Genomic DNA, 26,481 nt, shown 5'->3' with positions numbered 1-26,481 from the left:
CATGACTGTACCCTCCACCCAGAACATGAAAAAGAAAGGTTCTGCCCGCCATTTTTGGCTGAGGGCAGGGGAATACAGCCTCCTCCTAGATCGTCGCCCTACCCTGCTCGCTGTAGCGCTGACCCTGCTAGTAATCGCGCTTGGAATTTACGGCGCAGGAATCGGCGGATCCTCTCTAACCCACCGTGAAGTTATTGAGGTGCTCAGAGGAGCAGCAACCGCCGGGCAAGAACTTATCGTCATAGAGTGGCGGCTACCCAGAATACTTGCTGCGATTACAGTAGGTATCGCCCTAGGTGTATCTGGCAGCATCTTCCAAACCATTACTCAGAATCCTTTAGGTAGCCCGGACCTCATAGGTTTTACTATGGGCGCGCAAACAGGCATCTTGGTCGGCGTCATCGTTATGGGTAGCTCACTGGCGTCTATCACCACGTTTTCCTTGCTGGGAGGTCTTAGCTCAGGCCTCATTATCTACCTGCTTGCAGCCCAGGGCGGTTTTGGGCGGTTACGTCTTATTCTCTGCGGCGTTGCCATCAGCTCGATGTTGGGTTCAGTTAACCGCTGGCTTATAGTGCAGGCAGACACAGACACAGCTTATGGTGCGATGAAAGCAGTCACCGGAACCCTAGCCAAAGTCAGCTGGGAGGTGGCAGGCCCCTGCATGATTGGTATTGGGGTTACTGTATGCGCATCACTGCTCTTTAAGCGCGTTCTCGACCTACTGTTGCTGGGAACCGAACTCAGCACCGTCCTAGGCGTCCGCCTCAATCTCTGCCAGGGCCTGCTCGTGCTCCTGGGCGTCACCCTCGTTGCTTTTTCAACCATCATCGCTGGGCCCATCTCATTCGTCGCCCTGCTGGCCCCTCATATCGCACGTAGCATCAGCAAAACACCCAACGCCCCACTCTTAGTATCGGGTCTCACCGGCGCCCTCCTCCTACTGGGGGCAGATTTACTGAGTCAATCTCTTTTTGAAAACCTACCGGTTGGCATTGTGACCGCAGCGGTCGGCGGCTTTTACTTCATGGCCCTTCTGGTAATGGAAGCGAGAAAAAACAGTGCACGCACGCTTTGAAATCAATAACGTCACCCTGGCCTACGATCAACGCGTCATTTCCAAGGGCCTCACGCTGAGAGTACCCGCACAAGAATTTACGGTTATCGTGGGAGCGAACGCCTGCGGAAAGTCAACGCTTCTTAAATCGCTCGCCCGCATCATTAGACCAACTGAAGGCACCATTACGCTTGACCAGCGCGACCTACACTCGCTGAAAAGCAAAGAGGTGGCCCGGTCTGTAGGGTTCCTCTCACAAAACGCGATCGCCCCAGAAAAGATGGTGGTACGAGATCTTGTGGCAAGAGGGCGTGCTCCCCACCAAAGCATCATCCGGCAGTGGAGTAGCGCTGACTACGCTGCCGTTGAAAAGGCCATGGAACTCACCAAAATCGCTGAACTTCAACACCGGCACATCGATGAACTCTCCGGCGGCCAGCAGCAACGTGTCTGGATTGCAATGGTTCTCGCCCAAGACACCGAGACTATTCTGCTCGATGAGCCCACCACATTTTTAGATCTGAGACATCAGATTGAAATTCTTGAGCTGTGCAAAAAACTTCACAGAGAAGAAAACCGCACCATCGTGGCCGTATTGCACGACCTCAACCAGGCGGTACGCTACGCTACCCACCTCATAGCAATGAACGATGGTGCGGTGCTAGCTCAAGGCCCCGCGCATGACGTTGTCACAGAAGACACCGTCGAGAAAGTCTTTGGGTTACGCACCAGAATTATCGAAGATCCGGTCTCTGGTACGCCCCTAGTCATACCCCTCGAGTCGGGGAGCTACTCAACCTCACCGGCTTCTTCCAACACCTAATCTGAAAGGAAACATATGAAGACCCCCTTCATACACCGCCTACGGTTTCTCATCATTGCCTTTATGGCTACCCTACTTGGACTCACCGCTACCGGGTGCTCGTCAGCAGGTGACTCAGCTTCTTCCGGTAGCTCACCGAGCGTGGTAAGCGGGTCAACCGACCAGTGGCCGCGGACCATCCAAACGGATGACGGTGAACTGACCCTTGAAGCACAGCCCCAGAAAATCGTTTCAACCTCAACCACATTGACGGGTAGTCTACTGGCAGTAGGTGCCCCGGTAGTCGCCTCTGCTGCGACAGCGCCCAACGTCCCTGAACTAAGCGATGACCAAGGTTTCTTTACCCAGTGGAGTGAAGAAGCCAAGGCAGCAGGGGTCGAAAAGCTCTACGAAAATAGCTCACCTAACCTTGAGAAAGTTGCTGAGTACGCACCAGATCTCATCGTTGTATCAAAGAACAGCGGTGATTCAGTGATGGATAGCGTAGACCAACTACGTAAAATCGCTCCTGTACTTGTGATTGATTACTCCGGTGCCTCCTGGCAAGAGGTGACCCGTAAAATCGCTGAGGCAACCGGCTACGAGGAAAATGCTGAGAAAGTAATCTCTGACTATGACCAGCGGGTTGAAGAAGTAAAAAACGCTATCGAAGTACCTGAAGGTACCACATCAGCCTTCATCATCTTTGGTGACGGCTCAGGTGCCGCGGCGCTGACTGAGGACGCCCCTCAAGTTCAGCTTCTCACCTCTCTAGGCTTCACCATGGCTGAAATCCCCGATGAGGTGAAGGGCGATACGTCCATGGGGGCAGACCGAAAAGATATCGTGAACCTGTCACTAGAAAACGTCCAGAAAGGCCTACTGGGTGAGAACTGGATCGCGGTTGCTGCCGACGACACGGCCCGTGAAGCACTAGAAAACGAACAGGCCTTCAGCACATCAGCGGCCGTGACAGCTGGAAAGATCTACACCACCCCCGGTGAGACCTTCCGCCTGGATTACTACTCTGCACAAATCATGCTTGACTCACTCGAAGAAACCTTCTCTCAGAGCTAGCCTCCCCCAAGAATAACCAGGCGGTGCTGGGGTAAGGCTCCCCTTGCTCCCACACCGCCTGGTTTTCCCTTTTGCCCTCGACTATGGCAAGGATGCACGTTTTCTATGAATACTCTGCGTTTCCCTATGACAGAAGCTCAACAGGCGATATGGCTTTCACAGCAACAACTAGATGATCCTGCGGTATATGGGGTTGCTGAAATGATACGGGTGCGCGGCCCGCTTAACCCTGATGCCTGGTGCCAAGCCGCTGACCTGGTTTTGGCCTCCCTACCCGCCTTGCGTTTGCGACTTGACAGGGGAGGGGACGAGTTCCCGCATACAGTGGTAGGGAAGCCCGCACGGTGCGTCCTCTACAACCTGCGAGAGCATGGAGACCCTGAGGCCGAAGTAGATGCTGTGATCCAGCAGGCGCTACAAAGCCCCTTTGATGACTGCGAGAGCCTGGTTTCTCACGCCTTTCTGTTCCATGTAGGAGCAGAGGAGTTTTGCTGGTTTTTGCGCGTTCACCACATTGCTTTAGATGGGTATGGATTTGCGGTAGTGGCGCAACACATTTCAGAAACCTACGAGGCTCTCATCGGTGGGCAAGAACCACCTATAGCTGCTACCGATCATGTTGCGAGCTACAGGCAAGCCTTGCAGGACGCTTTGTCTGGAGCGAGTGCAGAAGCCCGCGACTACTGGGCCTCTCAGAAACCGACCGAAGACACCCTACCTCTTGCCGCAGCTCGTGAAAGCTACGCGAGTGTGCGTGAGCCTGCTGGAATGTACCACGAGACTCTCTCGCCCGCGCACCTTGCTTTAGCTACAGGTTTGCTTGCCCAGGCAGCAAACCGTAAAGACGAAGTAGTGATTGGTGTGCACATGGCGGCACGAACCACTGCGGCACTGGCGCAGACTGCTTGCACCGTGCAGAACGAGCTCCCCATGCGCGTCAAGTTCGCACCAGACGTATCGGTAGCAGAGAGCCTTCAGAACGTGCAGAATCAGTGGAGGTTAATGAGCGCGTACCAGGGGTACCGGAAGGAGCACATTCGCCGTGACCGGGCTATGGCCGCCCATCTACCTTTTGCCGATATTTCCCTTAATATTGTTCCCTTTAATACTGAACTTTCCTTTGGGCAAGCGGTGGGAAAGGCAGAGCCACTGTGGGATGGTCCCACTGACATCTTAACCGTTGATGTGCGCGCTACTGCCGGCCGGGGGCATGAAGTGACATTAGTTGCTCCCAGGGGGAGTTGCCAGCCTCAGGTCTTGACGGCCTACGCCAAAGTATTTGAACGGCTCTACCGTGGTGTGCTGAGTCAGCGCCGGTATACAGATAGCCGTGCACTCAGCAGCCTAAGCCTGACCGACCGGTTGCCGCAAGTCCCGGCGGAGACCACAGACGAGATGCACTACCTATCTCGTTTTCTGGAGCGATTTAAAGGTAAAACCCCGGTACTTTACGCTCCTGACCGGGTACTCACCGGTGACCAAGTGCAGCGATACATTGTGGCTTTGGCCCGTTTGCTCGGTGCCGCGACTACACCGCAGAAAAGAGTCCTATTACTTTTGGAGCGTAGCATCTGGGCAGTTATAGCGCCCTTAGCGGCTCTCTACAGCGGGCATACCTTCATCCCTTGCGATACGAGCTGGCCTAAAAACCGTGTGCGCGACCTGGTGGAACAAGTCCAGCCAGATATAGTGCTCACTTTGCAAAATACCGTTGATAAATACGGGTGTCAGGAGTTCTTGAGTCAAGTAAAAACCGTCATTACTCTCGATAACTACCATGTACAACAGGCTCTCGCTAACTACACTTTGCAGAGCACAGGTGAACTCGCAGAGCCCCGCCCCGACGACATTGCCTACATCCTCTTCACCTCGGGTACAACCGGGACCCCTAAAGGGGTGATGGTGCGTTACCGAAATCTAGAAAACTACGTGCGTACCCTTGCAGAAGAATACCTACCTAGAGTCTATGCTGCCTCTGGGCAGCAACGCCCCCATCGGTTCGTTCACGAACATTCTTTTGCCTTCGACTCGTCGCTGAGCCCCCTGGGTTTCTTCATGCTGGGCCATGCGCTCTACCTGCCTGATACAAATACTCTGAGAGACCCCAGGGCGCACCGAGACTACCTCTTGGGGCACTGCATTGATGGTATAGACATTTCACCGGTGATGCTGCAAGAGCTATTGTGTGTAGGTCTTGAATGCGACCAGGGTAAACCTGGCCCCTCAACAATTATTATCGGCGGGGATGCCTGCCCTGAAAGTTTATGGGACTACCTGCACACCCGCCCGCACCTCAACGCTATCAACTCTTACGGTCCCACTGAGAATACCGTTGAGGCCACCTTTGCTGTGATTGCCGATTACGAGCAGCCCACTATCGGTACTTCGTCACCCCGGCAGTTCGCTCTGGTGACCACCTCATGGGGGCAGGCCTGCCCTGTGGGGTTCCCCGGTGAACTATGGCTTGGCGGTGCTTCTGTGTCAGCGGGCTACCTTGATCTGCCTGAAGAAACCGCAGCTCGATTTATTGAAACTGATGCCGGGAGTATGTACCGTAGCGGTGACTTGGTGAGGGAAGAGCATGACGGTAGGTACACGCTTCTCGGGCGGATCGATAGCCAACTGTCTTTGAACGGGGTGCGCATTGAGGGGCAGGAGGTTGAGCTTGCGCTGTGTGCACAACCTGAGGTGGCCCAAGCAGTTGTACTGGTGCGAGACGACGGCGCTGGGGAACGCCTGGTGGGGTACGTCGTCGTGGAGCCAGAATACCAAAATCCAGCTTTCTCGGATGAGCTACGCCATCGTCTGATGGATTCCCTGCCAGTAGCTCACGTCCCTGCTGTTCTCGTACCGCTTACCTCCCTGCCTCTGACCGACAGAGGCAAGGTTGATCGCTCCCGGTTACCGGCCCCGGGCGCTCTCGGTCACACGGGCCGAAAGGGAGCCGAGTTGAGCGTAGAGGAACATCTAGTGGCCGAAATATACGCGGAATGCACATCGGTACCCCTAGACCACGTTTCTTCTGAAACCACCCTCTTCTCTCTGGGCGGTAACTCACTGAGTGCCATGCGCACGGTCAGTCAGTTACACGACCTCGGATACACAGGGGTGAACCTTACCCACCTCTTTGCCGATTCCAGTGTGGCATCGGTGGGAGCCCTCTGCGCTGAGAACCCACCACAGTTGCTAGGGGTAGCGCAAGAAAAAACTTCCCTGCCCTCTAAGAGCGATGAAGTTCTGACAAGTGCGCAGAAACGCATCTGGTTTATTGATCGGGCTGAAGGGGCCTCAGCCCTGTATACCGTCCCCCTTATTTTTGATATCCCCGCTCAAGACTTTGACCAAGAACGGTGCGAACACGCTTTGCTGGATGTACTGCAAAGCTACCCCTCGCTGGGTTCACTGTACCGTATCGACCAGCAGGGAGAAGTCCGTCTACACCGGCTAGACGCGGCCGATATTCGGCGGCGCTTCAGAGTGCACCCCGTGGAGTATCTAACAGATGCTCGGGAGCAAGTGAACCGTCTTGGCGTAGTCATCGACGTATCGCAAGACCTACCTCTCCAGGCTTTCGTGAGCAGTGCCGGGGCCGCTGCCCGGCTCATTCTGATTTTTCACCATATCGCGGTGGACGGATGGGCGCTTTCTGCCTTCACCCGCATCTTTGCCCGGGCTTATGCACAGCACGCAACAGACTCAAGGCTGACCGAAGTACTACCCCTTTCAGCAACACCGGAGGTGGCAAACACAACAGAGGAAGATCTGCAATGGTGGAAGAAATACGCCCAAGCCCTACCCGCCGTTCTGGATTTGCCCAGCGATCGCCCGCGCCCTCAAGAACGTAACCACAGCGGCGGTGAAGTCCGAGCGAGAATGCCGGTAGAGCTGGCATCCTTGCTAAAACAACAAGCCCAGAACCTGGGAGCCACCCCTTTTATGCTCCTCCAGGGCTTTACCTCTATGCTGCTCACCCGTTGCGGGGCAGGAAATGATATTGCACTGGGTACCGTGATAGCTAACCGGTCTACCCCGCAGGAAGAAGCTGCAATCACTTTTGCAGCTAACACGGTACTCACCAGGGTAGATACTTCTGGTAACCCGCGCTTTGAGGAGCTCATCCAGCGTATTAAAATGAACACCACCCAGCTGCTGGCCCACGCCCACGTGCCCTTTGACGAGGTAGTTAACGCGGTGAACCCGGTGCGCTCAACCGCCTACCACCCCCTCTTTCAAGTGATGGTGATAGAACAAAATATTGAGCAGGAAGCCTGGCAGATTACCCCCGGCCACAGCGTGACCCCTTACACCGTGGGTACGGGCACCTCAAAGTTCGATCTGACCTTTGAATTCTCAACCGTGCATACTGGCAGTGAGGCTGAGACACGAGAAGTGCGCCTTGAATACGCTACGGATATTTTTGATGCAGAAACCGCCCAGAGAATACTGCGATGGCTACTCGAACTGGTAGAAGTAACCCTAAAAAAGCCCGATATAAAACTCTGGGACCGGCCTCTCGACCAGGCAGGTGTGCACAGCGCCCATCGGGAGGCCCAGCGCATGCTGACTTACCGGTTACAGCAACACGAACAAAATACCGATGAACTGACCGGGGCGGCAGCTTTAGCAGACGACCGCTCTCTGAGTGAACACCTCGAAAAGTTGCTGACGCAACATGCAGACCGCCGCGCGCTCATCGACGTCCAGCCCGACGGCGCTCGTAAAGAGGTGACCTACCGTCAACTGGACGACCAGTCCAGACTGGTGCGCGACTATCTGTGGTCACAGGGCCTAGGTCCCGGCAACCGCGTGGCGCTCCTGGTGCCACGGTCAAGCCAGCAGATTGCTGCTGTCATAGGAGCCGTGCGGGCTGGGGTGACCTATGTCCCCCTAGACCCGGAATACCCCTTATCACGTCTAAGCATCATTCTGCAGGACGCTGAGGTCTCGGCAATTCTGCATCATCGGGCACCTGTGCTACAGGAGCTCGATTCGCAACTGATCGATCATTGTGCCCTCGTTGACCTCGAAAAGATTAGCCCCTGCCACGGGGGCCTCGAAGCGCCTAAGATTACAGCAGACACCCCCGCTTACATCATCTTTACCTCAGGCTCTACCGGCCGCCCCAAGGGCGTAGTAATCCCCCAGCGCAACGTCCTGCGCCTGCTGGCCTCAACCGACCACTGGTTTGGCGCTTCGCCCGTTGATACCTGGGCGCTCTTCCATTCCTATGCCTTCGACTTTGCGGTGTGGGAAATGTTCGGTGCACTGCTCACTGGCGGCTCCCTAGTATTGGTGCCCCACGACCTTAGCAGGAGCCCCCAAGAATTTGGCCAGCTCCTTAGCCGCGAAAACGTCACTATTCTGAACCAGACACCATCCGCTTTTAGCCAGTTGGTTATCCTCGACGAGCAGACACCCTTAGATCTGCCCTCCTTGAGAGCCGTTGTGCTGGGAGGTGAAGCAATGGACCTGCCTATGGTGCACCGCTGGCAGCAGAACCACCCGTCCACCGAATGCCAGGTCATCAATATGTATGGAATTACTGAGACAACGGTGCACGTTACCTACCAGGTGGTCACCGAAACAAGTAGCGGCACCAGCCCCGTAGGTGAACCCATACCAGATCTCTCGGTTTACCTGCTTGACGAGGGCGGGCACCCCGTCCCCGACGGTATCACCGGTGAAATCTGTGTTGGCGGTGCAGGCCTTGCCCAGGGCTATTGGGGGCGTGAAGACCTCACCGCCCAGAAATTTGTCGATGACCCCTTCGCCCGTGCAGCGCTCGCAACCCTACCCCACAACGGGCTCAAAATTACCGGTGCCCCCAAAATGTACCGGTCAGGTGACCTCGCAGTTCGGCTCCCTGACGGGACCCTTGATTTCAGAGGACGCGCAGATCGCCAGGTTCAGTTACGCGGGTTCCGTATCGAACTGGGTGAGGTAGAAACAGCCGCACTGAGCTACCCTGCCGCACAGGACAGCTTTGCCCGGGTTATCGGCCGCAGTGAAAGAGATAAAAGGCTGCTGCTCTACATGGTTGTACCTTCTACCGAACAGGCGGATTCGGCCGCTGTGCGAAAATATCTCGCAGCAATCCTACCCGCCTACATGGTGCCCTCCTCGATTATCTTCATGGAAAAACTACCCCTGACTGTCAACGGCAAGCTGGACGTTGACGCCCTCCCCCTCCCCCTCTTGAAGACCAGCGGCGCCCGCCCGCCAGGTAGCGAGCTAGAAGGCCAGCTACACAGCTGCTTCACTCAAGTGCTGGGCATTGAGAGTTGCTCCGTCGAAGACTCTTTCTTCGACCTGGGGGGCCATTCTATGCTGGCAGTCGAACTAGTTGCCGCTATAGAAAAAGCTACCGGCCACAGCCTGCGTGTGGGCACAGTGATGCGTTCTCCTTCGATTGAGCTACTGGCTGACGCCTTAGAGCGCGATGCCACGGGTACTAAAGAGGACCTACAGGTGCTTATTCCCCTCCAACGCTCAGAAGGCCCCTCTCCCTACGGTGCCATCTACTGTCTTCACCCCGCTGGTGGACTGTCCTGGTGCTACTCTTCCCTCACCCAACACGTCCCCGCTGCCATCCCCATCTGGGGGCTACAAGCACGCGGCGTCCTGGAACCCGGTCAACAGCCCGGCTCCCTTGCAGATATGGCAGAGGACTACCTCAATGAAATTCGCCGGGTGCACCCCGGTGGCCCCATCCATATCATCGGGTGGTCCCTGGGTGGTATGGTCGCCCAGGTCCTTGCCCACCGTGCCCTCACGGCCGGACTAGACCTGGGTGTTGTAGCACTTCTGGATGCCTACCCGTCTGAAGCCGAAACGGGCGTAGGTGAGCCCCCGTTAGAGGACGCCGTCTCAGCGGTGCTCGCGATGTCTGGACTAGAAGATGAAGTCCTCGCGGGGGACTTCACCCTAGCTGCACTGCAAGGTGCCCTCAAAGAACACGCCTCACCGATGGCAGGCCTTCCCGCAGAAATTATTGAGGCGCTCACCCTCACATACCGCAATACCGCAAAAATCTTGAGAGAGTACGCCCACCCGGCTCTTGCGGCGGACGTTCTCTTCTTCCAGGCTACCCGTGCTGGCGTTGGCCCCGATCATGACCCCCATGAATGGGACAGGTTCATCAAGGGTTCGCTCACCGTGTACCCCATTGACTGCACTCACCGTGAGATGACGCAGGCTCTACCTATCTCAACCATCGCCGCCCGGATCGTAGCTAAGGTGACCAACAATGAAGCAGCACCAGGGCGCTAACATCCCCCTGACACATATCATCATCTATCTCTGTGCCATGTCTATCAACGGGTTTGACGGCACCGTGGTCGTACCGGTGCTCCCGCTGATGGCAGCAACCTTCAAGGTCACCCCTGCTGATTTGAGCGGAGTAGAGTGGGCCTTTCTCATCGCTTCCGCAGCCGTCCTTCCCCTTGCTGGATGGTTGGGAGCTAGGCTGGGTGCCGCCCGAGTTTTTCGTATCTTCCTCGCCGGGCTCGGCATAGGGCTGCTCCTATCAGGAATAGCTAACAGCGTCTGGATGCTTCTTGCAGGGCGGATTATCCAGGGTGTGAGTTCGGGTGTACTTGTGCCCGTGGGGCTTGCCATGATGTATCGAAACGCCACGGGTGCTGACCGCCTGAGAATTTCTCGTCTGACCCTCATCCCGCTTACTATAGCCCCTATGCTTGGGCCGGTTCTTGGTGGGATTATGGCCCAACACATGGGCTGGCGCTCTATCTTCACCCTTCTTGCCGCTTTCAGCATGGGGGTATTTCTGGCGGCCTGTTTCTGCATGAAACCAGAGGCCCCAGACCAGACCGCTACGGCTCTTAAGATTGACAGGGTGGGTCTCGTTCTCGTCCTTATATCAACGGTGGGTCTCGCCCTGTTACCGGTAGCAATTGCGAACGCTACCAGCAGAGCAAGCTCCCCTCTGACCTACCTGGCGCTCACTGTGCTCACCCTCCTCGCGGGAGCCCTGATGTTCTACAGCTGGAAACGCGCGCAAAAGCGCCCGTACCCGGCGCTGGCGGTTGGCGCTTTCACCTCTAGGATGTTCCGCTCTGCCACGGTATCGGTGGGTATCAGTTTTGCAGCTCTGACCGGCTTCTTATTTTTTGTTCCGGTTCTTCTCGCAGCGCGTGGGATAGATACGCAGACAATCGGCCTGATGATGTTCCCCGAAACTCTGGGATTGCTCGTTGGCGGGCAGCTCATGATTCCCTTAAAGAAGTTTCTAGGCACCCGCAAACTTATGATTTTGGGTTATGTAGGTGCGGCACTCATCACCGTAATTATTGCCCACCTACCCCACCCTGGCCTGGTGTTTGCCCTAGCGATGTTCTGTTTTAGCCTCTTCCTAAGCCAGCCGGTGCTCATCGCCCAAGCCGCTGCCTTTCTCGATATACCCCCAGACTCCATGGACGAAAGCACCACGCTCTTCATGATGATCAAAACGATACTGAGCGCCTGGGGTGTGGTGCTGGTGAGCGTAGTAATCACCTGGCACCACCTGCCCAGTACGACCGGGGTGTGGCTGGTGAGCCTCCTGCTACTTACCCTTTGGTGTTTCAGCCTTGCCCTTACTGCCAAAGTGCCAGCCTCCCTGTGGGACGGGGCAACCTCCGAGACCGCCTAAGGCCAGGAGAAGTTGGGCAGGTGCTTTTCCGAGAAGAATTCAGACTTCCGCGTGCTGTTGCAGGAGCCTATCGCTCTAGGCTAGCGGGTAGCTACGCAGGGCCCTGTGGGCCGCCTCTTTCTGCCCCGCAACCCGCCCCCTGCGTGAAGTAGCTACGGGACTCACCTAGGTAATCACGCAGGTAGGTGCGGGCTGCCTCCCGCTGGCCAGACTCAACCAGATCCAAGAGGTGGGCGTTGCGCTCCACATAGGGGGCGTGAAAAGCCGGCACTGTCACCTGAGAAAAGAAGAGCAGGCGCATTTCAGCTAGGATGCGTGACATTGCCTGGGTCAGGCGGGCAGAGCCGGCGCTATCGACCAGGGCCCGGTGAAAATCCTGGTTAGCGCCCGCCATGCCCGTGACCGACCCGCGCTCCCGGGCCTCCTCAGCACGAGTTAGAGCCCGATGGGCCTGGGGGATAGGACCTGCCGGTGCCACGTCGAGGGCAGCAGCCTGAATAGCCCACCGCTCGATAAAGAGATCGGTGACCTGCTCCGGGCCTGGGTTAGCTACAAAAACACCCCGGTTAGGAACGCGCTCAACCAGGTTCTGGGCCTCCAACAGGGTGAAAGCTGCCCGCAGGGTGTTGCGGGAGACCCCCAAAGTAGCTGCCAGGTGCTCCTCGGTGAGCTTGGAGCCGGGGGTAAGGGCACCGGCGTCCATGGCGGTACGCAGAGTATCGGCAGCCCAATCGGTAGTTTGAGCATGATTCGGCCGGGTGCGGGCAATATCAGCTAAAGACGGGACGACATCAAGGTTGGTAGTCTCGGGGTTCACGGTTTCATTCTACCGAGCAAGAACCCACGGCAGTTAAGCGCCCAACCCCGCACCTGGGGATGCGGGTAGGTGCAGAAGTTCGCTGACGTGGCGCGGGCACTCATCGTGACAAGACCTGCTATCCATAGGGTTTATTAGCGTAGACCTGCATAACGCGAGAAGTGCCAGCTACCCAGCTTCCAAGGGCTGGATCGATAGCTTGAGTAAGGCGGACAGCGGAGCGGAAAACCTTCTTAACATCAACGTTGAGCAGGCTTTCTTGATGAGCTATGCGGTTTCGAGCAGTACTTACCTGGTTGACTCGATGGGAGATGAGATACGGATAGGCGTTCTGGTGAGGAAAGGCATTTTTGATACTTTCATTCCAGAGTTTAATCTGCGCATCGCGTATTCTCTGCTTGTCGCGGCTCAGATACCTTGGATTGGAAGGGTCAGTCCTATATCTCGCATCGGGTAAGAGGCGCCCCCAAAGCCCCAGAGTTGTATGAGCAAGAATGTCGTCGTAGTTAACCGTGTGACCGTATCTGGGGTGGGTGGCAATTCGGTTGCTTTGGTCAGCAACAGCTCGCTGGTAGGCCGTATCGTAAGGGGAAGTTTTTCTACCTCGCCCGGTGATGATAAGTGTGGCTAATTCTTTGGCCGGGTGCTTTAGCCACTCTTCGCTAGCTCCACCGTACCGATGCCTGGGATCACGAGGGGGAACTTCTGACATGGGGTCTAAGCGTGGTTGCTGTAAATTCCAGGTGCGTAGCTGGGTGTCGATAGCGTGTCTCAAGAAAACTTCAACATGACCTAACGTTGTATTGAGGGCCTGGGCCAACTCGATATTCCACAGATAAAGCGCTCTCTGTGCCTCTCTATTCGGGCTCCATGAAGCGTAGGAAGCAAATCGGGCAGGAGCCATATGAGCTTCAAAAGGGTAGGTCATGTATAGATAGTAACCTGCATCTTAGAAAATATGTTCTATTGATTCTCCTACGGCGTGCGCGTAGGCTATAAACAGAAACCGGGCCGCCAACTTATTGTGTTGGTACTAAAAGTGACCCAGGTATTTTTGAATGAAGTTTAAATCCCCGCATTCGCTCATGAATGCGGGGACTTCTTTTATTCAAAAACCACCAGCACCTCGCCCGCGGTCAGGCGCTTACCTACCTGGGCGGGGAGCTCAGCCACGGTGCCTGCGGTTTCAGCCAGCACCGGAACCTCGGTCTTCATGGCCTCTAGCAGGGCTACCTGATCCCCTGCGGCAACCTCATCGCCCACAGCTACGGTGTACTTGAGCAGGGCCCCACCCATAGGGGCTAGTAGCTGCCCGGCACCTGCCTGCTCCTGCCCGCTCGCGGGGGTGGGCGCGTCCGCACCGGACCCCAGGGCTGCAAAAACCGAATCAGGCAGGCCCACCCGGTGCGGGGTGCCGTCAATTTCCAGGGTGAAGCGGGTGATGCCGGTGCCCGGGAAAACGCTAGCACCCACCGGCAGCAGGGGCTGATGGTAGGACGCCTGCGCCCCGCCCCCAGCCTCGGCACCGGAAGCCCCGGTGGCGGCGTCCTTGCCCTGGGCAAGGGAGGGGAGGAAGGCGTCCTCAATCCAGGTGGTGTAGACCCCGAAGTCTCCGCCCTCAGCGGTAAAAGCTGGTGCTTCAAGCACCTGCCGGTCAAAGGGCAGCACAGTTGCAACCCCGGCGATGTCCATCTGGGCCAGGGCGAAACGGGCCCGGCGCAGGGCTACCTGGCGGGTGGGTCCGGTGACAATCAGCTTGGCCAGCATAGAATCAAACTCGCCGCTGACCACAGAGCCCGGGCGCACCCCGGCATCCCAGCGGATCCCAGGGCCAGAGGGCACGGTGATGGACTCAAGACGGCCAGCTGCGGGCAGGAAGCCCCGGGCCGGGTCCTCAGCATTGATGCGGAACTCAAAGGCATGGCCAACCGGCTCAGGAGTCTCAGTAAAGGGCAGGGGCCTGCCCGCCGCGATATCAAGCTGCAGAGCCACCAGATCAACTCCGGTGACCTCCTCAGTCACCGGGTGCTCCACCTGAATGCGGGTATTGACCTCCAGGAAGGAAATGGTGCCATCAAGGGCCACCATAAACTCGGCGGTACCCACACCCACATACCCGGCAGCCCGGAAAATCTCAGCGGACGCCCGCTCAATCTGGGCCCGCTGCTCTTCGGTGAGGAAGGGGGCAGGGGCCTCCTCAATCAGCTTCTGATTACGGCGCTGCAGAGAGCAGTCGCGGGTGCCCACCACCACCACATTGCCGTGGGAATCAGCTGCCACCTGAGCCTCCACATGGCGGGGCTTCTCTAGGAAACGCTCAATGAAGCACTCCCCGTTGCCGAAAGCAGCTACAGCCTCCCGCGAAGCTGCGACGAAGGCGTCCTCAACCTCGCCCAGCTCCCGCACGATACGCATACCGCGCCCGCCGCCGCCGTGGGCAGCCTTGATAATGGAGGGCAGGCCGTGCTCCTGGGCAAAGGCGCGGGCCTCTTCGGGGGAGGCGACGGGGCCGTCCGACCCGGGTGCCAGCGGAGCCCCCACCGACTGGGCCAGCTCCCGGGCCTTGACCTTATCGCCCAGGGCCTCGATAGTCTCAGGGGCCGGGCCAATCCAGGTCAGCCCCGCAGCGATCACGGCACGGGCAAAGTCGGCGTTTTCCGCCAAAAAACCGTAGCCGGGGTGAACATCGGTAGCCCCCGAGGCCACCGCAACCGCCAGCACCTTCTCAATATCCAGGTAGGTTTCCGCCGGGCCGGTGCCCTCCAGGGCGTAGGCCTCATCGGCCAGGGCGGTGTGCAGGGCTTCGGCGTCCGAATCGGCGTAAACCGCCACCGAGGCGATACCCTGGGCGGCGCAGGCGCCAATAATACGGACGGCAATCTCGCCACGGTTAGCAACTAAAACTTTACGCATGGGGCTCACTTTTCGGTCTCGGAGGGGCGGGGGCGGGCAGGGGTGCAATCGGGGAAGTTCAGGAGGTCAAACCGCAGGCGGGTACCGGGCGGGGCCTGGGCCAGTAAGCGCAGGTCAGCAGGGTGAACCGTCGCAATGACGGGGTAGCCGCCGGTCACCGGGTGATCAGCCATAAAGACAACCGGCTCTCCGCTGGGAGGCACCTGAACAGCCCCGGCCACCATGCCCTCGCTGGGCAGCTCGCGGGTGATGGCCCGGGTGAGGACGCCGGTGGGCTGGGGGGCTGCAGACCCGTCGGCGGGGGTGGCTGCCAACAGGAGCCTGATCCCAATGCGGTCACTGGACTGGGAAACTTCCCAGGTCACATTGGTAAACCTGCCCAGGGATTCGGGGGTAAACCAGTCCTCCCGCGGCCCAGCATAGGTACGGATTTTCAGCACTTTGCCCGGCTCCGGCAGGGGCAGAGCGGGGGAGGGGGTAGCAACCACAGTAGAGCCCGCCCGGGCCCGATACAGACGATCGCCGGCAGACAGCGGGGCCGGCCCCAGGCCAGCCAGGGTATCTCGGGAGGCGCTCGCCGCCTCGGTAGCAGCCGCAAACCCTCCGCGTACCGCGATATAGGTGCGCAAGCCCCGGATCGGTGCCCCCAGGGTGAGCGTCTGGCCGGGCTTTAGGGCAAAGGGGGTATAGGAGGGCACAGTCAGGGGTGCCACTGCCGCCGGGGCTGAATCCTCTGCAGGGTCTGTAACCTGCCCGGGGGCGTCCTCGGTAATCTGCGCCGGGGTATCTGCCCCGGTCAGGGCCAGCGCCACATCGGCTAGGGCGGTCAGCTTCAGCCCGCCAGCGAGGTTTTCGAGTACGGTGGCACTCGCCGAATTACCGACCAAACGGTTAGCTTCAGCTGCCGCAGCCCGGTCCGCAGGCCCAGAGGGGGAGACGCCCCAGTGGGTTAGTCCGGCTCGTCCCCCGTCCTGGAAGAGGGTCAGCAGGCCCGGGCTCTTGACTTCCAACACCTCACGGGGAACTGTTGTGGGGGCGTCCGCCTGCCTAGATCTTACCGGGTGCGAACCTGCCCGGGGCTGGCTGGCCGGGGCGGGGGCGTCCTGAACCCCTACCTGACCAGCTGTAATGAGCTCGCGCACCGCCTCGAACTGCACCTGCATACCCGGCTTCAGCAGGGCGGGCGGATTTTGAGCGAGGTCCCAGAGGGGCGCATTGGTGCGACCGATCAGCTGCCAGCCGCCGGGTGAAGAACGCGGGTAGATACCCGAAAAATCACCGGCCAGGCCCACCGCCCCGGCGGGGACGGAGGTGCGCGGGGTGGCCCGTCGCGGAACCTCCAGTACATTATCGTGCCGGTGCAGATAGAAGAAACCGGGTGCGAACCCCGCAAAGGCCACCGACCAGCGCCCGGTCGTGTGGGCGTAGATAACAGCCTGCTCGCTGATGTCCAGGTGGGCGGCGACGTCCGCGAGATCCTGACCGTCGTAGACCACAGGGATGGTGGCGGTGCGGCCGTGTGCGCGCACGCCGCCGGACACCTCGGGTAGGTGGGGGGCCGTTAGAAAGGACGCAGTGTGGGCTGGGGTCTCAAACCGCACCAGGACGGTCTGCGCGGCAGGAACGAGCTCAGTTTGGCCAGCGGCGGGGTGGATTTGTAGGTACTCGTGCAGGTGTAGGGCATTTTCGAGAGTACTGCAGTTAACCAGAGTCGCTAGGGGGCCGAAGGGTTTGACCGTGTAGATATCGGTGCTGTGCGTGGGGTGCATGGTCTCGCCTCTCTGGTGCGACTGCGGGGCAACCGAGAGGCTGTGGGTGGCTCTGCCAGAGCAACTGCCCTCATCACCTCTTGATTGTTCAACAATTCTGGCAGATGTGGCGGGCGGCACGCAAGTAAGCTAGTTATTGCCCGAGCTAGTCTGTTGAGGGGTCCCCCCACAAATCCTGAGCTAGTCGCGAGATATGAATCGCCAAATAGGTCTGTTCATCACGGCTCAGCTCAGTGCCCAAATGCATCTCTAAAAGAACCCTTACCTTGCCAGCACAGCTATAGGCCTTAGGGTAGCTAGACATCACCGCCTCGTGAATCGCCGGAATAGCGCTGGCCTGCCCACCACTGCCCCTCTCTCCGGTATTTTGTTCCGTGCGCACAAAAAGATAGCGCAGGTGGGTCACAAAGCGGGCCACCGACATGTGATTCTGATTCAGCGGCCGATTGTAGGCAAAAGAAATGACGCTGAAAATCTGCGAGAACACCTCAGTCATGCGGTAGGTCTTATTCAAATCAGACCCTTCAAACTGGGTGTTGACCAGGTGCATAGCAAAAGCAGTTGCTTCCTCAGGCTGCAACTCCACCCCCAGCCGCTGGCTCACCAGCTGCACCGCATACTGGCCAAAACCGTACTCCCGCGGGTACAACTGCGAAACCTCTATCGACAGCGGAAACTCCATGGTCTGACCCTCCCGCACACGTTCCAGGGCGTAGGAAAGGTGATCCGCTAGAGGGAGTACCAGCGAGTGCGCCAGGTTAAAGCCAAGTACCCGGCTGGCATGCTGCTCCAGCTCTGAGGCCAGGGCCAGGACGTCCGAGGGCAGCTCCGCGAGCATGGCGGCAGCGTAATCCGTACCTGGGTTCTCAGGTACGAAGGTCTGCTCCACCTGAGCAGGGTCAACCGTGGCACCCTTCTTTTTGTTGAAGGCCAGGCCTCGCCCGATGACAACGACCTCTTTACCTTCATTGGTGCGGGCGAGCACCACATTATTGTTATAGACATGTGCTATTTTCATGGTGCTTCCTTCACATCCTCCTACTGCCTCACCGTAGGGGCAGGTGAGCTGCACCGCCAGTGCTACTCACCTGCCGACGTCCTCACGCCCCTAATTCTCAGGATAGGTAGGTTCCCAGTCCTCAGCGGGTAGCTCACCTGTGGCAATGAGCTGCTGGTACCAGAAGAAGGAGTCCTTACGGTAGCGGGCCAGATCCTTGAGATCGAACTCGTCACGGTTGACGTAGATAAAGCCGTAGCGCTTTGAAATGCCCTGGTGGGTTGAAACCAGGTCAATGGCGCTCCAGGGGGAGTAGCCCAGCACCTGCACCCCGTCTGAGATCGCTAGCTGGGTCTGCTCCAGGTGTTTGCGCAGGTAGTCGATACGGTAGTCATCGTGTACGCGGCCGTCCTCGGTGAGCTCATCGAAGGCTCCCAGGCCGTTCTCGGTGACGATAAGGGGCAGATGGTAGCGATCCCAGATCGCGCGGTAGGTCATACGCATACCCACCGGGTCAATCTCCCAGCCAAACTGGGTCTTCTGCAGGTGTGGGTTCGAGACGGCCTTGAAGAAGCCCTCCTCTCCCAGGGCAATCTGCTGGTCGGCCTCCTGGTCAAGCTCAGAAGCAGACTGGCCGTAGGGGGCATTGGCCATGGTGTGGGTGGCGTAGTAGTTGAAGGCGATGAAGTCAGGGCGGGCTGCTCTAAGAATCTGCATATCACCCTCGGCAATGTCGGGGGCGGTGCCCTTTGCCTCCATGATGGCCCAGGCCGTGGAGTTGTACTCGCCGCGGGCGGCAAGGTCGAGGTAGAGCCAGTTGCGTACCGCGTTGTAATTATCAGCTGCAATGACGTCCTCAGGCTTGGATGAGGCCGGGTAGACGTAGGCGATGTTGGGGGCCGGGCCAATCTTGGCCTGCGGGTGCATCTCGTGCAACAGAATCATGCTCTTGGCCTGGGCTAGGAACATGTTGTGGTTAATCTGGTTGAGCTCCTTGGCGGGGTTGTCGGTGAGGGTCTTGAGGATACCGATGGCTGCCCCGTGCAGAATCATCATATTCTGTTCATTGATGGTCAGCCAGTACTTGACCTTGCCACCGTATTCTTCGAAGAGTACGCGGGCGTAATCGACAAAGAGTTCTGATACTTCGCGGTTGGCCCAGCCGCCCATCTCGTCGAGGGCCGCAGGGGTGTCGAAGTGGAACATGGTGACGATCGGTTCGATGTTGTGGGCGCGCAGTTCGTCGATGAGATTGTGGTAGAACTGGATGCCTTCGGGGTTTACCTCGCCTCGGCCGGTAGGCAGAATACGGGACCAGGCGATAGAGAAACGGTAGGCGGTAAAGCCCATCTCAGCCATGAGGGCTACGTCTTCTTTATAGCGGTGGTAGTGGTCTGCCCCCACCTTGTAGTCGCTGGTGCCTTCGGGAAAATCGGTGCGAAGGTCGGTGCCGATGGGGCCTCGGCCGCCTTCGTTCCAGGCACCTTCGACCTGGTAGGCGGAGGTGGAGGCTGACCAGAGGAAGTTCTGGGGGAAGGGCTTGAGCTGCTTGTGGTACACGGTCTTTTCCTTTTCTGTTGAGGACGTTGGTATTGGGTTCGGTGGCTTAGCGCTCGACGATGACGGCGATTTCACCGGCTACGAGGCTACCGCCTACCCGAGGTTCAATGGTGGTAAAAGAGCCTGAGTTTGTGATGATGGTGATGACGGTATCGGAGTAGCCTGCGGCAGCAACCTTGGAACGGTCAAAGGTGAGTAGGGGCTGGCCTGCTGTCACTGTATCGCCTTTGGTCACGTGGGGGGTGAAGCCGTCCCCGTTCATCTGCACGGTGTCGACCCCCACGTGAATGAGTACTTCAACCCCGGTCTCTGAGCGGATACCGAAGGCGTGACCAGTAGCCATAGCGGTGACTACCTTACCTGCGATAGGGGCATAAACACGCCCGTCTGTGGGGATGACGCCCAGGCCCTGGCCCATGGCACCGGAGGAGAAAACCGGGTCGTCAATTGCTGACAGGGGAATCGCCTGGCCGGTTGCAGGGGCAACCAGGTCGGTGGTGTTGGTGGAGTCAGCCGGCAGGGTGACTACCGCGTTAGCAGGAACCACAACAGCGTCTGCAGGAACAATCTTAGAATCGGCGGGCAGGGGTGCCGATAGCTGCGATGCCTCGGGGCTTAGGTCGGGTGCACCGCCGGTAGAAGCGACCGCTACCTCAGCTTGCTCCTTGGGTATACCGAACATGAAGGTAACGACAAAACCGAGAATGCCCGCAGTAGCAACACCGATAAGTTGCAGTGTAAAGTTACCTACGCCGAGGAAGGCGGGGAGGGTGAGCACAGATGCGAAAACATTCGCAGTTGAACCGCTACCACCTGTAGCTGCAAGAGCACCACCGATACCGCCTGCTGTAATACCAATCAGAAAGGGCTTTTTGAGAGGAAGGTTTACACCATAGACGATGGGTTCTGTCACACCTGAGAAGAAGCCAGCAATCGAGGTGGGGAGACCCATCTGGCGGAGCTTTTGGTCTTTAGTGCGCAGAGAAACAGCAAGTGCCGCAGCACACTGTGCTACCACTGCTGAGGGCAGAGCGCCGAAGAGGAGTGAGTATCCGTCTAAGGCAATCTCATTCATCATGATGGGAGTAAGACCCCAGTGCAGACCAAACATCACGAAGACCTGCCAGAACATACCCATCATGAAGCCACCAAGCCATGGCATAGGACCCCAAATCCAGGTGAGACCAGCCGCGACAAGGTTGGTGGCAGCCGTAATGATAGGGCCTACAATGATCAAAGTCAGTAGGCCAACCACGGCGAGCACGATGAACGGCACCGTGAAGTTACGCATCCATGAGGGGAGGCTCTTCATGAGGCGAGGCTCAATAATGCTCTGCACCCATACAGCGACGACAATGGGGAACACTGAGTAAACGTAGGGCGCCATGACAACCGGAATACCGAAGAAGCTCACCGGATTACCGGCTTCAAACATGCCGTAAATTGTGGGATAGACCAAGAAGGCAGCGATCGCAATTGACGTACCAACATTGACCTTGAAGTATTTAGCGCCTGAAACTGCAAGAGCAAGAGGCATGAAGTAGATAAAGGCGTCGCCTAACGAATTGAGGATAGCGTAGCTTTGTGACTCTGTATTCAATAGGGGAATACCCGCGGTGAAGAGCGCCAGGAACGCCTTGATTAGGCCGGTCGCAGCAAGAGTCCAAATAATCGGTGAGAAGAGAGCTGAAATCATGGAGATGAACCGGCTGAAGGGGTTCTTGGACTTCTCTCCTGCTCCTCCTTCCCTGACGTCTGAAGCTAGGCTGGTGTGAGCCATGATGGAATCGTATGACTTCACCACATCGTTACCGATGACGACCTGGTACAGACCTCCGGCTTCCATCACGGTAATAACGCCGGGGATTGCCATAACCTCTGCCTTATTGGGCACGGAGTTATCTTCGAGGGTGAAGCGTAGGCGAGTGGCGCAGTGGGCCAGCGAGCTGACGTTTTCTTCGCCGCCTACGGCATCGAGCACAGCAAGCCCGGTCTGGGCGTAATCTACCTTGGTTGTTGCCACGGTATTCTCCTTGATAGTCAGGCAGTCCCGGGCCCTTACAGGAGCAGACCACCATGAAAGGGTGATGTGCTGGTGTACGGTGCCGGGGTCTTTTCTACCTGCCGTGGTAGGAGCCTGCCGAAGCGGGCGTCCTGCCATAGGGAAATAAAAAAGACCCAAGCCTTAACGCCACGTGTGGCGGTAATGCTTAGGTCTTGCCTCCAGTACAGCTACCGGCCTTGCGGACAGGTAGCTGCCTAAGTAACAACCCTAGGATTGCCAGTTAATCATAACTGTTGTGCACCCCACTCTAGTGCAGGGTGGGGCCAGCTGCAACCCCTTTGGGCTGTAGCGCCGAATGCCCCTGTTTTTGCCGAGAGTGCCACCTAGAGAGGGGTGCTCGGCAAAAACAGGGGCATTCAACCAGCCGCGAACTCAGCCAGCTACCGAACACCGGCCGCTAGCAGCCGTTCCCGTAGCCGCTCAGGGTGGGTCACAAGGTCCTCCCACTGGGCACGAACCACCCGGTAGGCAAGCCGCTCCAACTGATGCTGCCGTCTATTTTGCTACTTTATATGACTTGGGCGAAATGTGACTTCTGCATGACGAGATTTATCCACAGGTCAGGAGCTTTAACCAGGTGGGGCTAGATGAAGGCGCGGACGCCCACCCCCGTCTTCTCCAGTTCGGCCCGAACGCGCGCGGCGATGGCTACGGCACCGGGGGTATCGCCGTGCACACAGATACTATCGGCGTGCAGGGGAACAACTGAGCCGTCAACGGCTACAACCTTGTGCTCCACTGCCATGCGGAGCACCCGGGAGGCCACGACGTCCGGGTCGTGAATGACCGCGCCGGGCTCGCGGCGCGAGACCAGCTTGCCTGCCGGGGTGTAGCCACGGTCGGCAAAAGCCTCATAGAAAACCGGAACGCCCAGCGCCTCGGCTTCACGGGCAACCGCCGAGTTGGGCATACAGAGAATCGGCAGGTCACCGAGCTCATGCAGGGCCTGAGCCACCGCCGCAGCCTGCACCTCGTGGTGAACAATGGCGTTGTAGAGCCCACCGTGGGGCTTACAGTAGCGCACCTCGGTGCCCTCAACCCGGGCCACCGCCTCAAGTGCCCCTACCTGGTAGATCACCGCATCGGTGAGCTCGGTAGCGGTCATATCTATAAAGCGGCGCCCAAATCCAGCCAGGTCAGGGTAAGAAACGTGGGCGCCCACCGTCACCCCGTTCTCACGAGCAGAGCGCACCGTTGACCGGGCAACCGACGGGTCACCTGCATGAAAACCGCACGCGATATTGGCTGAAGAGACGGTCTGCATCATTGCAGCGTCGTCGCCCATGGCCCAGGAGCCAAAAGACTCCCCAGAATCAGAGTTCAAGTCAATCGTTACAGTGCTCATGCCCTAAGCCTAACTCGCACAGCAGCTACACAGGTTCACCTAGGTCAGCGCATAGGCCGTCTTGCCATACTGGTAGTACCAGTCAGCCGGAGAGATAACCGGTGGAGCTGACAAGACTTGAGAGAGTCCCTTTCAGAAAAAGTGTGTGTTTCTTCTGAAATAAAGGTAAGCCGCCCGTGAGGGCCGCAAGAAATGTGTGTGTGATTGAAAAGAGCGGGCCAGCTGGCCCGCTCTTTTCAGGTGGACGGGTGCAGCCGAGCCTATGTCTAAGGGTTTTTGCCTGTGACTGGTGGCTACTTCCCCTTGATGTCTATGCCCGCGATGCGGGCCGCTTCGAAAAGAGTTTCGGCGGCGTATTCCAGGCCTTCAATCGGTCCCATGGAGGTGTCCTCATGTTCAATGTTGACCCACATGTTCTCATCTACGCTGTAGAGGGCCTTCATAAACTCTGCCCAATAGGTGGCATCATGCCCAACGCCAACGGCGACAAAGTCCCAGGCGGAGTCCTTGGGCCACTCGTTGACCCATTCGTCACCACCGAGGTTGGTGCGGTTTTCGCTGGGGTCAAGGCGGCGGAAGCGTTCGTCAAGCACGCCGTAGATTTCGGCGTTTTCTCGATTGATACGGACGTCCTTGGCTGCGGCGTGGTAGGTGAGATCGCCGAGCCATTCAACGCACTTAATGGGGTCCATCTGCTGCCAGAAAAGGTGGGAGGCATCGAGCTCGACGCCGATATGAGTGGCACCGATACGCTCTACTAGGCGCCTGGCAGTAGGTGGGTTGAAGACCAGGTTTTGAGGGTGCAGTTCTAGGGCTACCTTCACGCCGTTATCGGCAGCTAGCTCCTCAATTTCAGCCCAGAACTCTGCGGCGATGTCCCACTGGTAGTCAAGAGAGTCCAGGGTGCCGGAGTTCCAGGCGTTAACGTGCCAGGCCGGGTGCTTGGTGCCGGGCTCTGTGCCGGGGAGCCCGCTCATGGTGACCACGCGGGTTTGGCCTAGTAGGGGAGCGAGGCGGATAGATTTGCGCAGGTCTTCTGCGTGTTTTTCACCAATTTTGGGGTTGGGGTGCAGGGGATTTCCGTTGCAGTTGAGACCTGCAATTTCTACTCCGGCTGTTTCAAATTTTTTCAGGTAGTCCCTTGAGAGTTTGGGGTTATCGAGAATGTCATCAATGGGGACGTGGACGGGCGGCAGGAAGCCGCCGGTGTTGAGTTCGTAACCTGAGAGGCCAAGATCAGCGACGATGCTGAGGGCTTCTTCCAGGGGGCGGTCGTGCAGGATTGCGCTGTAGACACCGAGCTTCATGGTTCTCCTTATGAGCACGTGGGGTAGGTCTTGGGCAGATGACACGACCTGCCTTGATGCACTATTTAAATGCCCAGCAACCTCTTTTGTCAATATGTAAGTACAAAGTTTGACAGATGGGTATGTCTTGTAGCACTCTAGTGTGTAGTAAACCTCTACTATCGTGTAAAGGACATACAAGTAATCATGAGCTACGAACTACTAACCATGGGCCGTATCAGCGTAGATGTTTACCCCCACGACATCGGAGTTGGGCTGGAAGATGTCACCAGCTTCGGCAAATATCTTGGGGGATCACCGGCCAATGTTGCCGTTGCCGCTGCAAAGTACGGGCACAAGACCTCGGTCATCACCAGCGTCGGTAACGACCCCTTCGGTGTCTTCCTACGCCGCGAACTCAACCGCTACGGCTCAGACGACAAGAACGTCATCGTTAACAACGACCTTCAGACCTGCGTCACCTTCTGCGCTATCAGGCCCCCCGAAGACTTTCCCCTCTACTTCTACGGCCGTTTTCCCACCGCCCCAGACCTGCAGATTACCGCAGATGAGATTGACATGGACGCGGTTAAAACCACCAAGATTTTCTGGACTACCCTCACCGGTCTCTGCCAGGAACCAGCCCGCGAGGCCCAGCTAGCAGCCCATGCAGCCCGCCCCCGCGAAGACCTGGCAGAAGACCAGCACACGATTCTAGACCTAGACTTCCGCCCCATGTTTTGGGCCAAGCCCGATGACGCTACGGCAGCGGCTAGGGAATCCCTCAAATACGCTACTATCGCCATCGGCAACCGTGAAGAATGCGCCACCGCAGTCGGTGACGGCACCCCTGACGAGCAGGCAGATCGCCTCCTCGAAGCAGGCGTCAAGATTGCTGTCGTCAAGATGGGTGCTCAGGGTGTTATGGCTAAGACCGCTACCGAACGTATCGTCTCTGCACCCGTGCCCGTTGAAACCGCTAACGGCCTCGGTGCAGGTGACTCCTTTGGCGGTGCTTTCACCCACGGTATTCTCTCAGGCTGGCCCCTGCAACAGGTCCTAGACTTCGCCAATGCCGCTGGTGCTATCGTCGCTTCCCAAATCGCCTGCTCTGAAGCAATGCCCGTAGAGTCAGAGGTCAAGGCTCTGCTCGAAGAACGCGGCCGCAGCTTCTAAAAGCCCTCTTCACGGAAGAAGTACAGTACACCCCATGTCAATCAACCTCACCGAAGAGCGCGACCCCAAGCGCTACGAACACCTCACTCAGCTCCGCCTTGAGGACCCACAGGCAGTTTTCCGTGCGGCTGAAAACCGTAAGCGTCACCCCGGTGCCACCTACGGCACGCAGAACTTCATTGTGGCCGCAGATCACCCTGCCCGCGGTGCCAACAAGGTCGGTAGCAACCCCCTGGCAATGGCAGACCGCCGTGATTTGCTCGACCGCCTGCAGGTAGCCCTCGCCAACCCCGCCGTGGATGGCGTCCTCGCCTCCCCTGATATCCTCGACGACCTGCTCCTGCTCGGTGCCCTCGACGGCAAGCTCGTCTTTGGTTCCATGAATCGCGGCGGTCTCTCCGGCCTGATTAACGAAATGGACGACCGCTTCACAGGCCATACCGCAGACATGCTGGTTAGGCTCGGCGCAGACGGCGGCAAAATGCTCACCCGCATTCACTATGGTGACCCCAATACCGTTGCCACTCTCGAAGCCACCGCGAAAGCAGTAGACTCCCTGGTTGAGCGTGGTCTCTATGCCATGGTGGAGCCTTTCATCTCCGAAACCGTGGACGGTGCTATCCGCAATAATCTGAGCGCAGATGCGGTCATCAAGTCCGTGGGTATCGCCTCCGCCCTGGGTGCTTCAAGTGCCTACACCTGGATGAAGCTCCCCGTCGTGGACGAGATGGAACGCGTCATGGCGGCAACCACCCTGCCTACCGTCCTGCTCGGCGGCGACCCCTCAGGTGCCCCCGACGAAGTCTTCGCCACTTGGGAAGCAGCCCTCAAACTCCCTGGGGTGCAGGGACTTACCGTGGGCCGTACCCTGCTCTACCCCGAAGACGGCGACGTCGCTGGAGCAGTAGCAACCGCCGCCTCCCTGCTTAACCAGCAAGCGTAAACCTACCTAAACTCTCTGCAGGCA

The 26,481-nt window shown here is 58.0% G+C and carries 16 protein-coding genes; 7 read left to right on the top strand and 9 right to left on the bottom strand.

All coding sequences use genetic code 11. From position 1 onward, the window contains the following. The first annotated feature begins 1 nt into the window (after window position 1). From L6966_RS05415 to L6966_RS05395, 5 genes are all read left to right on the top strand, one after another. Window positions 2-1,078 (top strand): FecCD family ABC transporter permease, encoded by a 1,077-nt coding sequence (locus L6966_RS05415; RefSeq protein ID WP_237233038.1) that lies wholly within the window; start codon window positions 2-4, stop codon window positions 1,076-1,078. Next, window positions 1,062-1,880: an ABC transporter ATP-binding protein gene (locus L6966_RS05410; protein WP_237225120.1), complete on the top strand. Its 819-nt coding sequence runs from the start codon at window positions 1,062-1,064 to the stop codon at window positions 1,878-1,880. The genes L6966_RS05415 and L6966_RS05410 overlap by 17 nt, the downstream gene beginning before the upstream one ends. 15 nt (window positions 1,881-1,895) lie before the next feature. Further along, window positions 1,896-2,936, top strand: coding sequence for a Fe2+-enterobactin ABC transporter substrate-binding protein (gene fepB / locus L6966_RS05405; protein WP_237225121.1), 1,041 nt, complete (start codon window positions 1,896-1,898; stop codon window positions 2,934-2,936). A 105-nt stretch (window positions 2,937-3,041) separates the two neighbouring features. Continuing rightward, window positions 3,042-10,205 carry an amino acid adenylation domain-containing protein gene (locus tag L6966_RS05400; RefSeq protein ID WP_237233037.1) on the top strand — a complete coding sequence of 2,388 codons (7,164 nt, stop codon included), beginning with the start codon at window positions 3,042-3,044 and terminating at the stop codon, window positions 10,203-10,205. Beyond that, a complete protein-coding gene (locus L6966_RS05395; protein ID WP_237225126.1) occupies window positions 10,183-11,586 on the top strand; it encodes an MFS transporter in 1,404 nt (467 codons plus the stop codon). The genes L6966_RS05400 and L6966_RS05395 overlap by 23 nt, the downstream gene beginning before the upstream one ends. Before the next feature lie 91 nt (window positions 11,587-11,677). On the opposite strand, the gene L6966_RS05390 is transcribed toward L6966_RS05395, so the two are convergent. From L6966_RS05390 to L6966_RS05350, 9 genes are all read right to left on the bottom strand, one after another. Next, window positions 11,678-12,403, bottom strand: coding sequence for a GntR family transcriptional regulator (locus L6966_RS05390; protein ID WP_237233036.1), 726 nt, complete (start codon window positions 12,401-12,403; stop codon window positions 11,678-11,680). A gap of 118 nt (window positions 12,404-12,521) precedes the next feature. Next, a complete protein-coding gene (locus L6966_RS05385) occupies window positions 12,522-13,331 on the bottom strand; it encodes a hypothetical protein (protein ID WP_237233035.1) in 810 nt (269 codons plus the stop codon). Between the two features lie 176 nt (window positions 13,332-13,507). After that, window positions 13,508-15,316 (bottom strand): acetyl/propionyl/methylcrotonyl-CoA carboxylase subunit alpha, encoded by a 1,809-nt coding sequence (locus tag L6966_RS05380; RefSeq protein ID WP_237233034.1) that lies wholly within the window; start codon window positions 15,314-15,316, stop codon window positions 13,508-13,510. A 5-nt stretch (window positions 15,317-15,321) separates the two neighbouring features. After that, window positions 15,322-17,085 (bottom strand): 5-oxoprolinase subunit B/C family protein, encoded by a 1,764-nt coding sequence (locus L6966_RS05375; RefSeq protein ID WP_237233033.1) that lies wholly within the window; start codon window positions 17,083-17,085, stop codon window positions 15,322-15,324. 145 nt (window positions 17,086-17,230) lie between these two features. Then, entirely contained in the window at window positions 17,231-18,103 is an 873-nt protein-coding gene (locus tag L6966_RS05370; RefSeq protein ID WP_237233032.1) for a PRD domain-containing protein, read from the bottom strand. 90 nt (window positions 18,104-18,193) lie between these two features. Continuing rightward, entirely contained in the window at window positions 18,194-19,642 is a 1,449-nt protein-coding gene (locus L6966_RS05365) for a glycoside hydrolase family 1 protein (protein ID WP_237225132.1), read from the bottom strand. A gap of 46 nt (window positions 19,643-19,688) precedes the next feature. Continuing rightward, the gene (locus L6966_RS05360; RefSeq protein WP_237233031.1) at window positions 19,689-21,665 is read right to left on the bottom strand and encodes a glucose PTS transporter subunit IIA; all 1,977 of its coding nucleotides are present in this window, start codon (window positions 21,663-21,665) and stop codon (window positions 19,689-19,691) included. Between the two features lie 625 nt (window positions 21,666-22,290). Continuing rightward, window positions 22,291-23,052, bottom strand: coding sequence for a LamB/YcsF family protein (locus L6966_RS05355; protein ID WP_237233030.1), 762 nt, complete (start codon window positions 23,050-23,052; stop codon window positions 22,291-22,293). Window positions 23,053-23,345: 293 nt separating this feature from the next. Continuing rightward, on the bottom strand, window positions 23,346-24,359 hold the full coding sequence (locus L6966_RS05350) for a sugar phosphate isomerase/epimerase family protein (RefSeq protein WP_237233029.1): 1,014 nt from the start codon (window positions 24,357-24,359) through the stop codon (window positions 23,346-23,348). A 186-nt stretch (window positions 24,360-24,545) separates the two neighbouring features. Between L6966_RS05350 and iolC the strand changes: the two genes are divergently transcribed. Then, window positions 24,546-25,514 carry a 5-dehydro-2-deoxygluconokinase gene (gene iolC, locus L6966_RS05345; RefSeq protein WP_237233028.1) on the top strand — a complete coding sequence of 323 codons (969 nt, stop codon included), beginning with the start codon at window positions 24,546-24,548 and terminating at the stop codon, window positions 25,512-25,514. A 34-nt stretch (window positions 25,515-25,548) separates the two neighbouring features. After that, window positions 25,549-26,457 (top strand): Cgl0159 family (beta/alpha)8-fold protein, encoded by a 909-nt coding sequence (locus L6966_RS05340; RefSeq protein ID WP_083092433.1) that lies wholly within the window; start codon window positions 25,549-25,551, stop codon window positions 26,455-26,457. Window positions 26,458-26,481: the final 24 nt, after the last annotated feature.

The organism is Rothia nasisuis, assembly GCF_928381405.1.
In the GTDB taxonomy this organism is placed as follows: domain Bacteria; phylum Actinomycetota; class Actinomycetes; order Actinomycetales; family Micrococcaceae; genus Rothia; species Rothia nasisuis.
The sequence above is the reverse complement of the archived record's forward strand: the minus strand, read 5'-3'. Positions and strand labels throughout refer to the sequence as shown.

Excerpts from the sequence above, each read along its gene's own strand:
- L6966_RS05380 (WP_237233034.1), bottom strand. The coding sequence starts at position 15,316 with ATGCGTAAAGTTTTAGTTGCTAACCGTGGCGAGATTGCCGTCCGTATT.
- L6966_RS05395 (WP_237225126.1), top strand. The coding sequence starts at position 10,183 with ATGAAGCAGCACCAGGGCGCTAACATCCCCCTGACACATATCATCATC.
- L6966_RS05400 (WP_237233037.1), top strand. The coding sequence starts at position 3,042 with ATGAATACTCTGCGTTTCCCTATGACAGAAGCTCAACAGGCGATATGG.
- L6966_RS05350 (WP_237233029.1), bottom strand. The coding sequence starts at position 24,359 with ATGAAGCTCGGTGTCTACAGCGCAATCCTGCACGACCGCCCCCTGGAA.
- L6966_RS05415 (WP_237233038.1), top strand. The coding sequence starts at position 2 with ATGACTGTACCCTCCACCCAGAACATGAAAAAGAAAGGTTCTGCCCGC.
- fepB (WP_237225121.1), top strand. The coding sequence starts at position 1,896 with ATGAAGACCCCCTTCATACACCGCCTACGGTTTCTCATCATTGCCTTT.
- L6966_RS05370 (WP_237233032.1), bottom strand. The coding sequence starts at position 18,103 with ATGAAAATAGCACATGTCTATAACAATAATGTGGTGCTCGCCCGCACC.
- L6966_RS05340 (WP_083092433.1), top strand. The coding sequence starts at position 25,549 with ATGTCAATCAACCTCACCGAAGAGCGCGACCCCAAGCGCTACGAACAC.
- iolC (WP_237233028.1), top strand. The coding sequence starts at position 24,546 with ATGAGCTACGAACTACTAACCATGGGCCGTATCAGCGTAGATGTTTAC.
- L6966_RS05385 (WP_237233035.1), bottom strand. The coding sequence starts at position 13,331 with ATGACCTACCCTTTTGAAGCTCATATGGCTCCTGCCCGATTTGCTTCC.
- L6966_RS05375 (WP_237233033.1), bottom strand. The coding sequence starts at position 17,085 with ATGCACCCCACGCACAGCACCGATATCTACACGGTCAAACCCTTCGGC.
- L6966_RS05355 (WP_237233030.1), bottom strand. The coding sequence starts at position 23,052 with ATGAGCACTGTAACGATTGACTTGAACTCTGATTCTGGGGAGTCTTTT.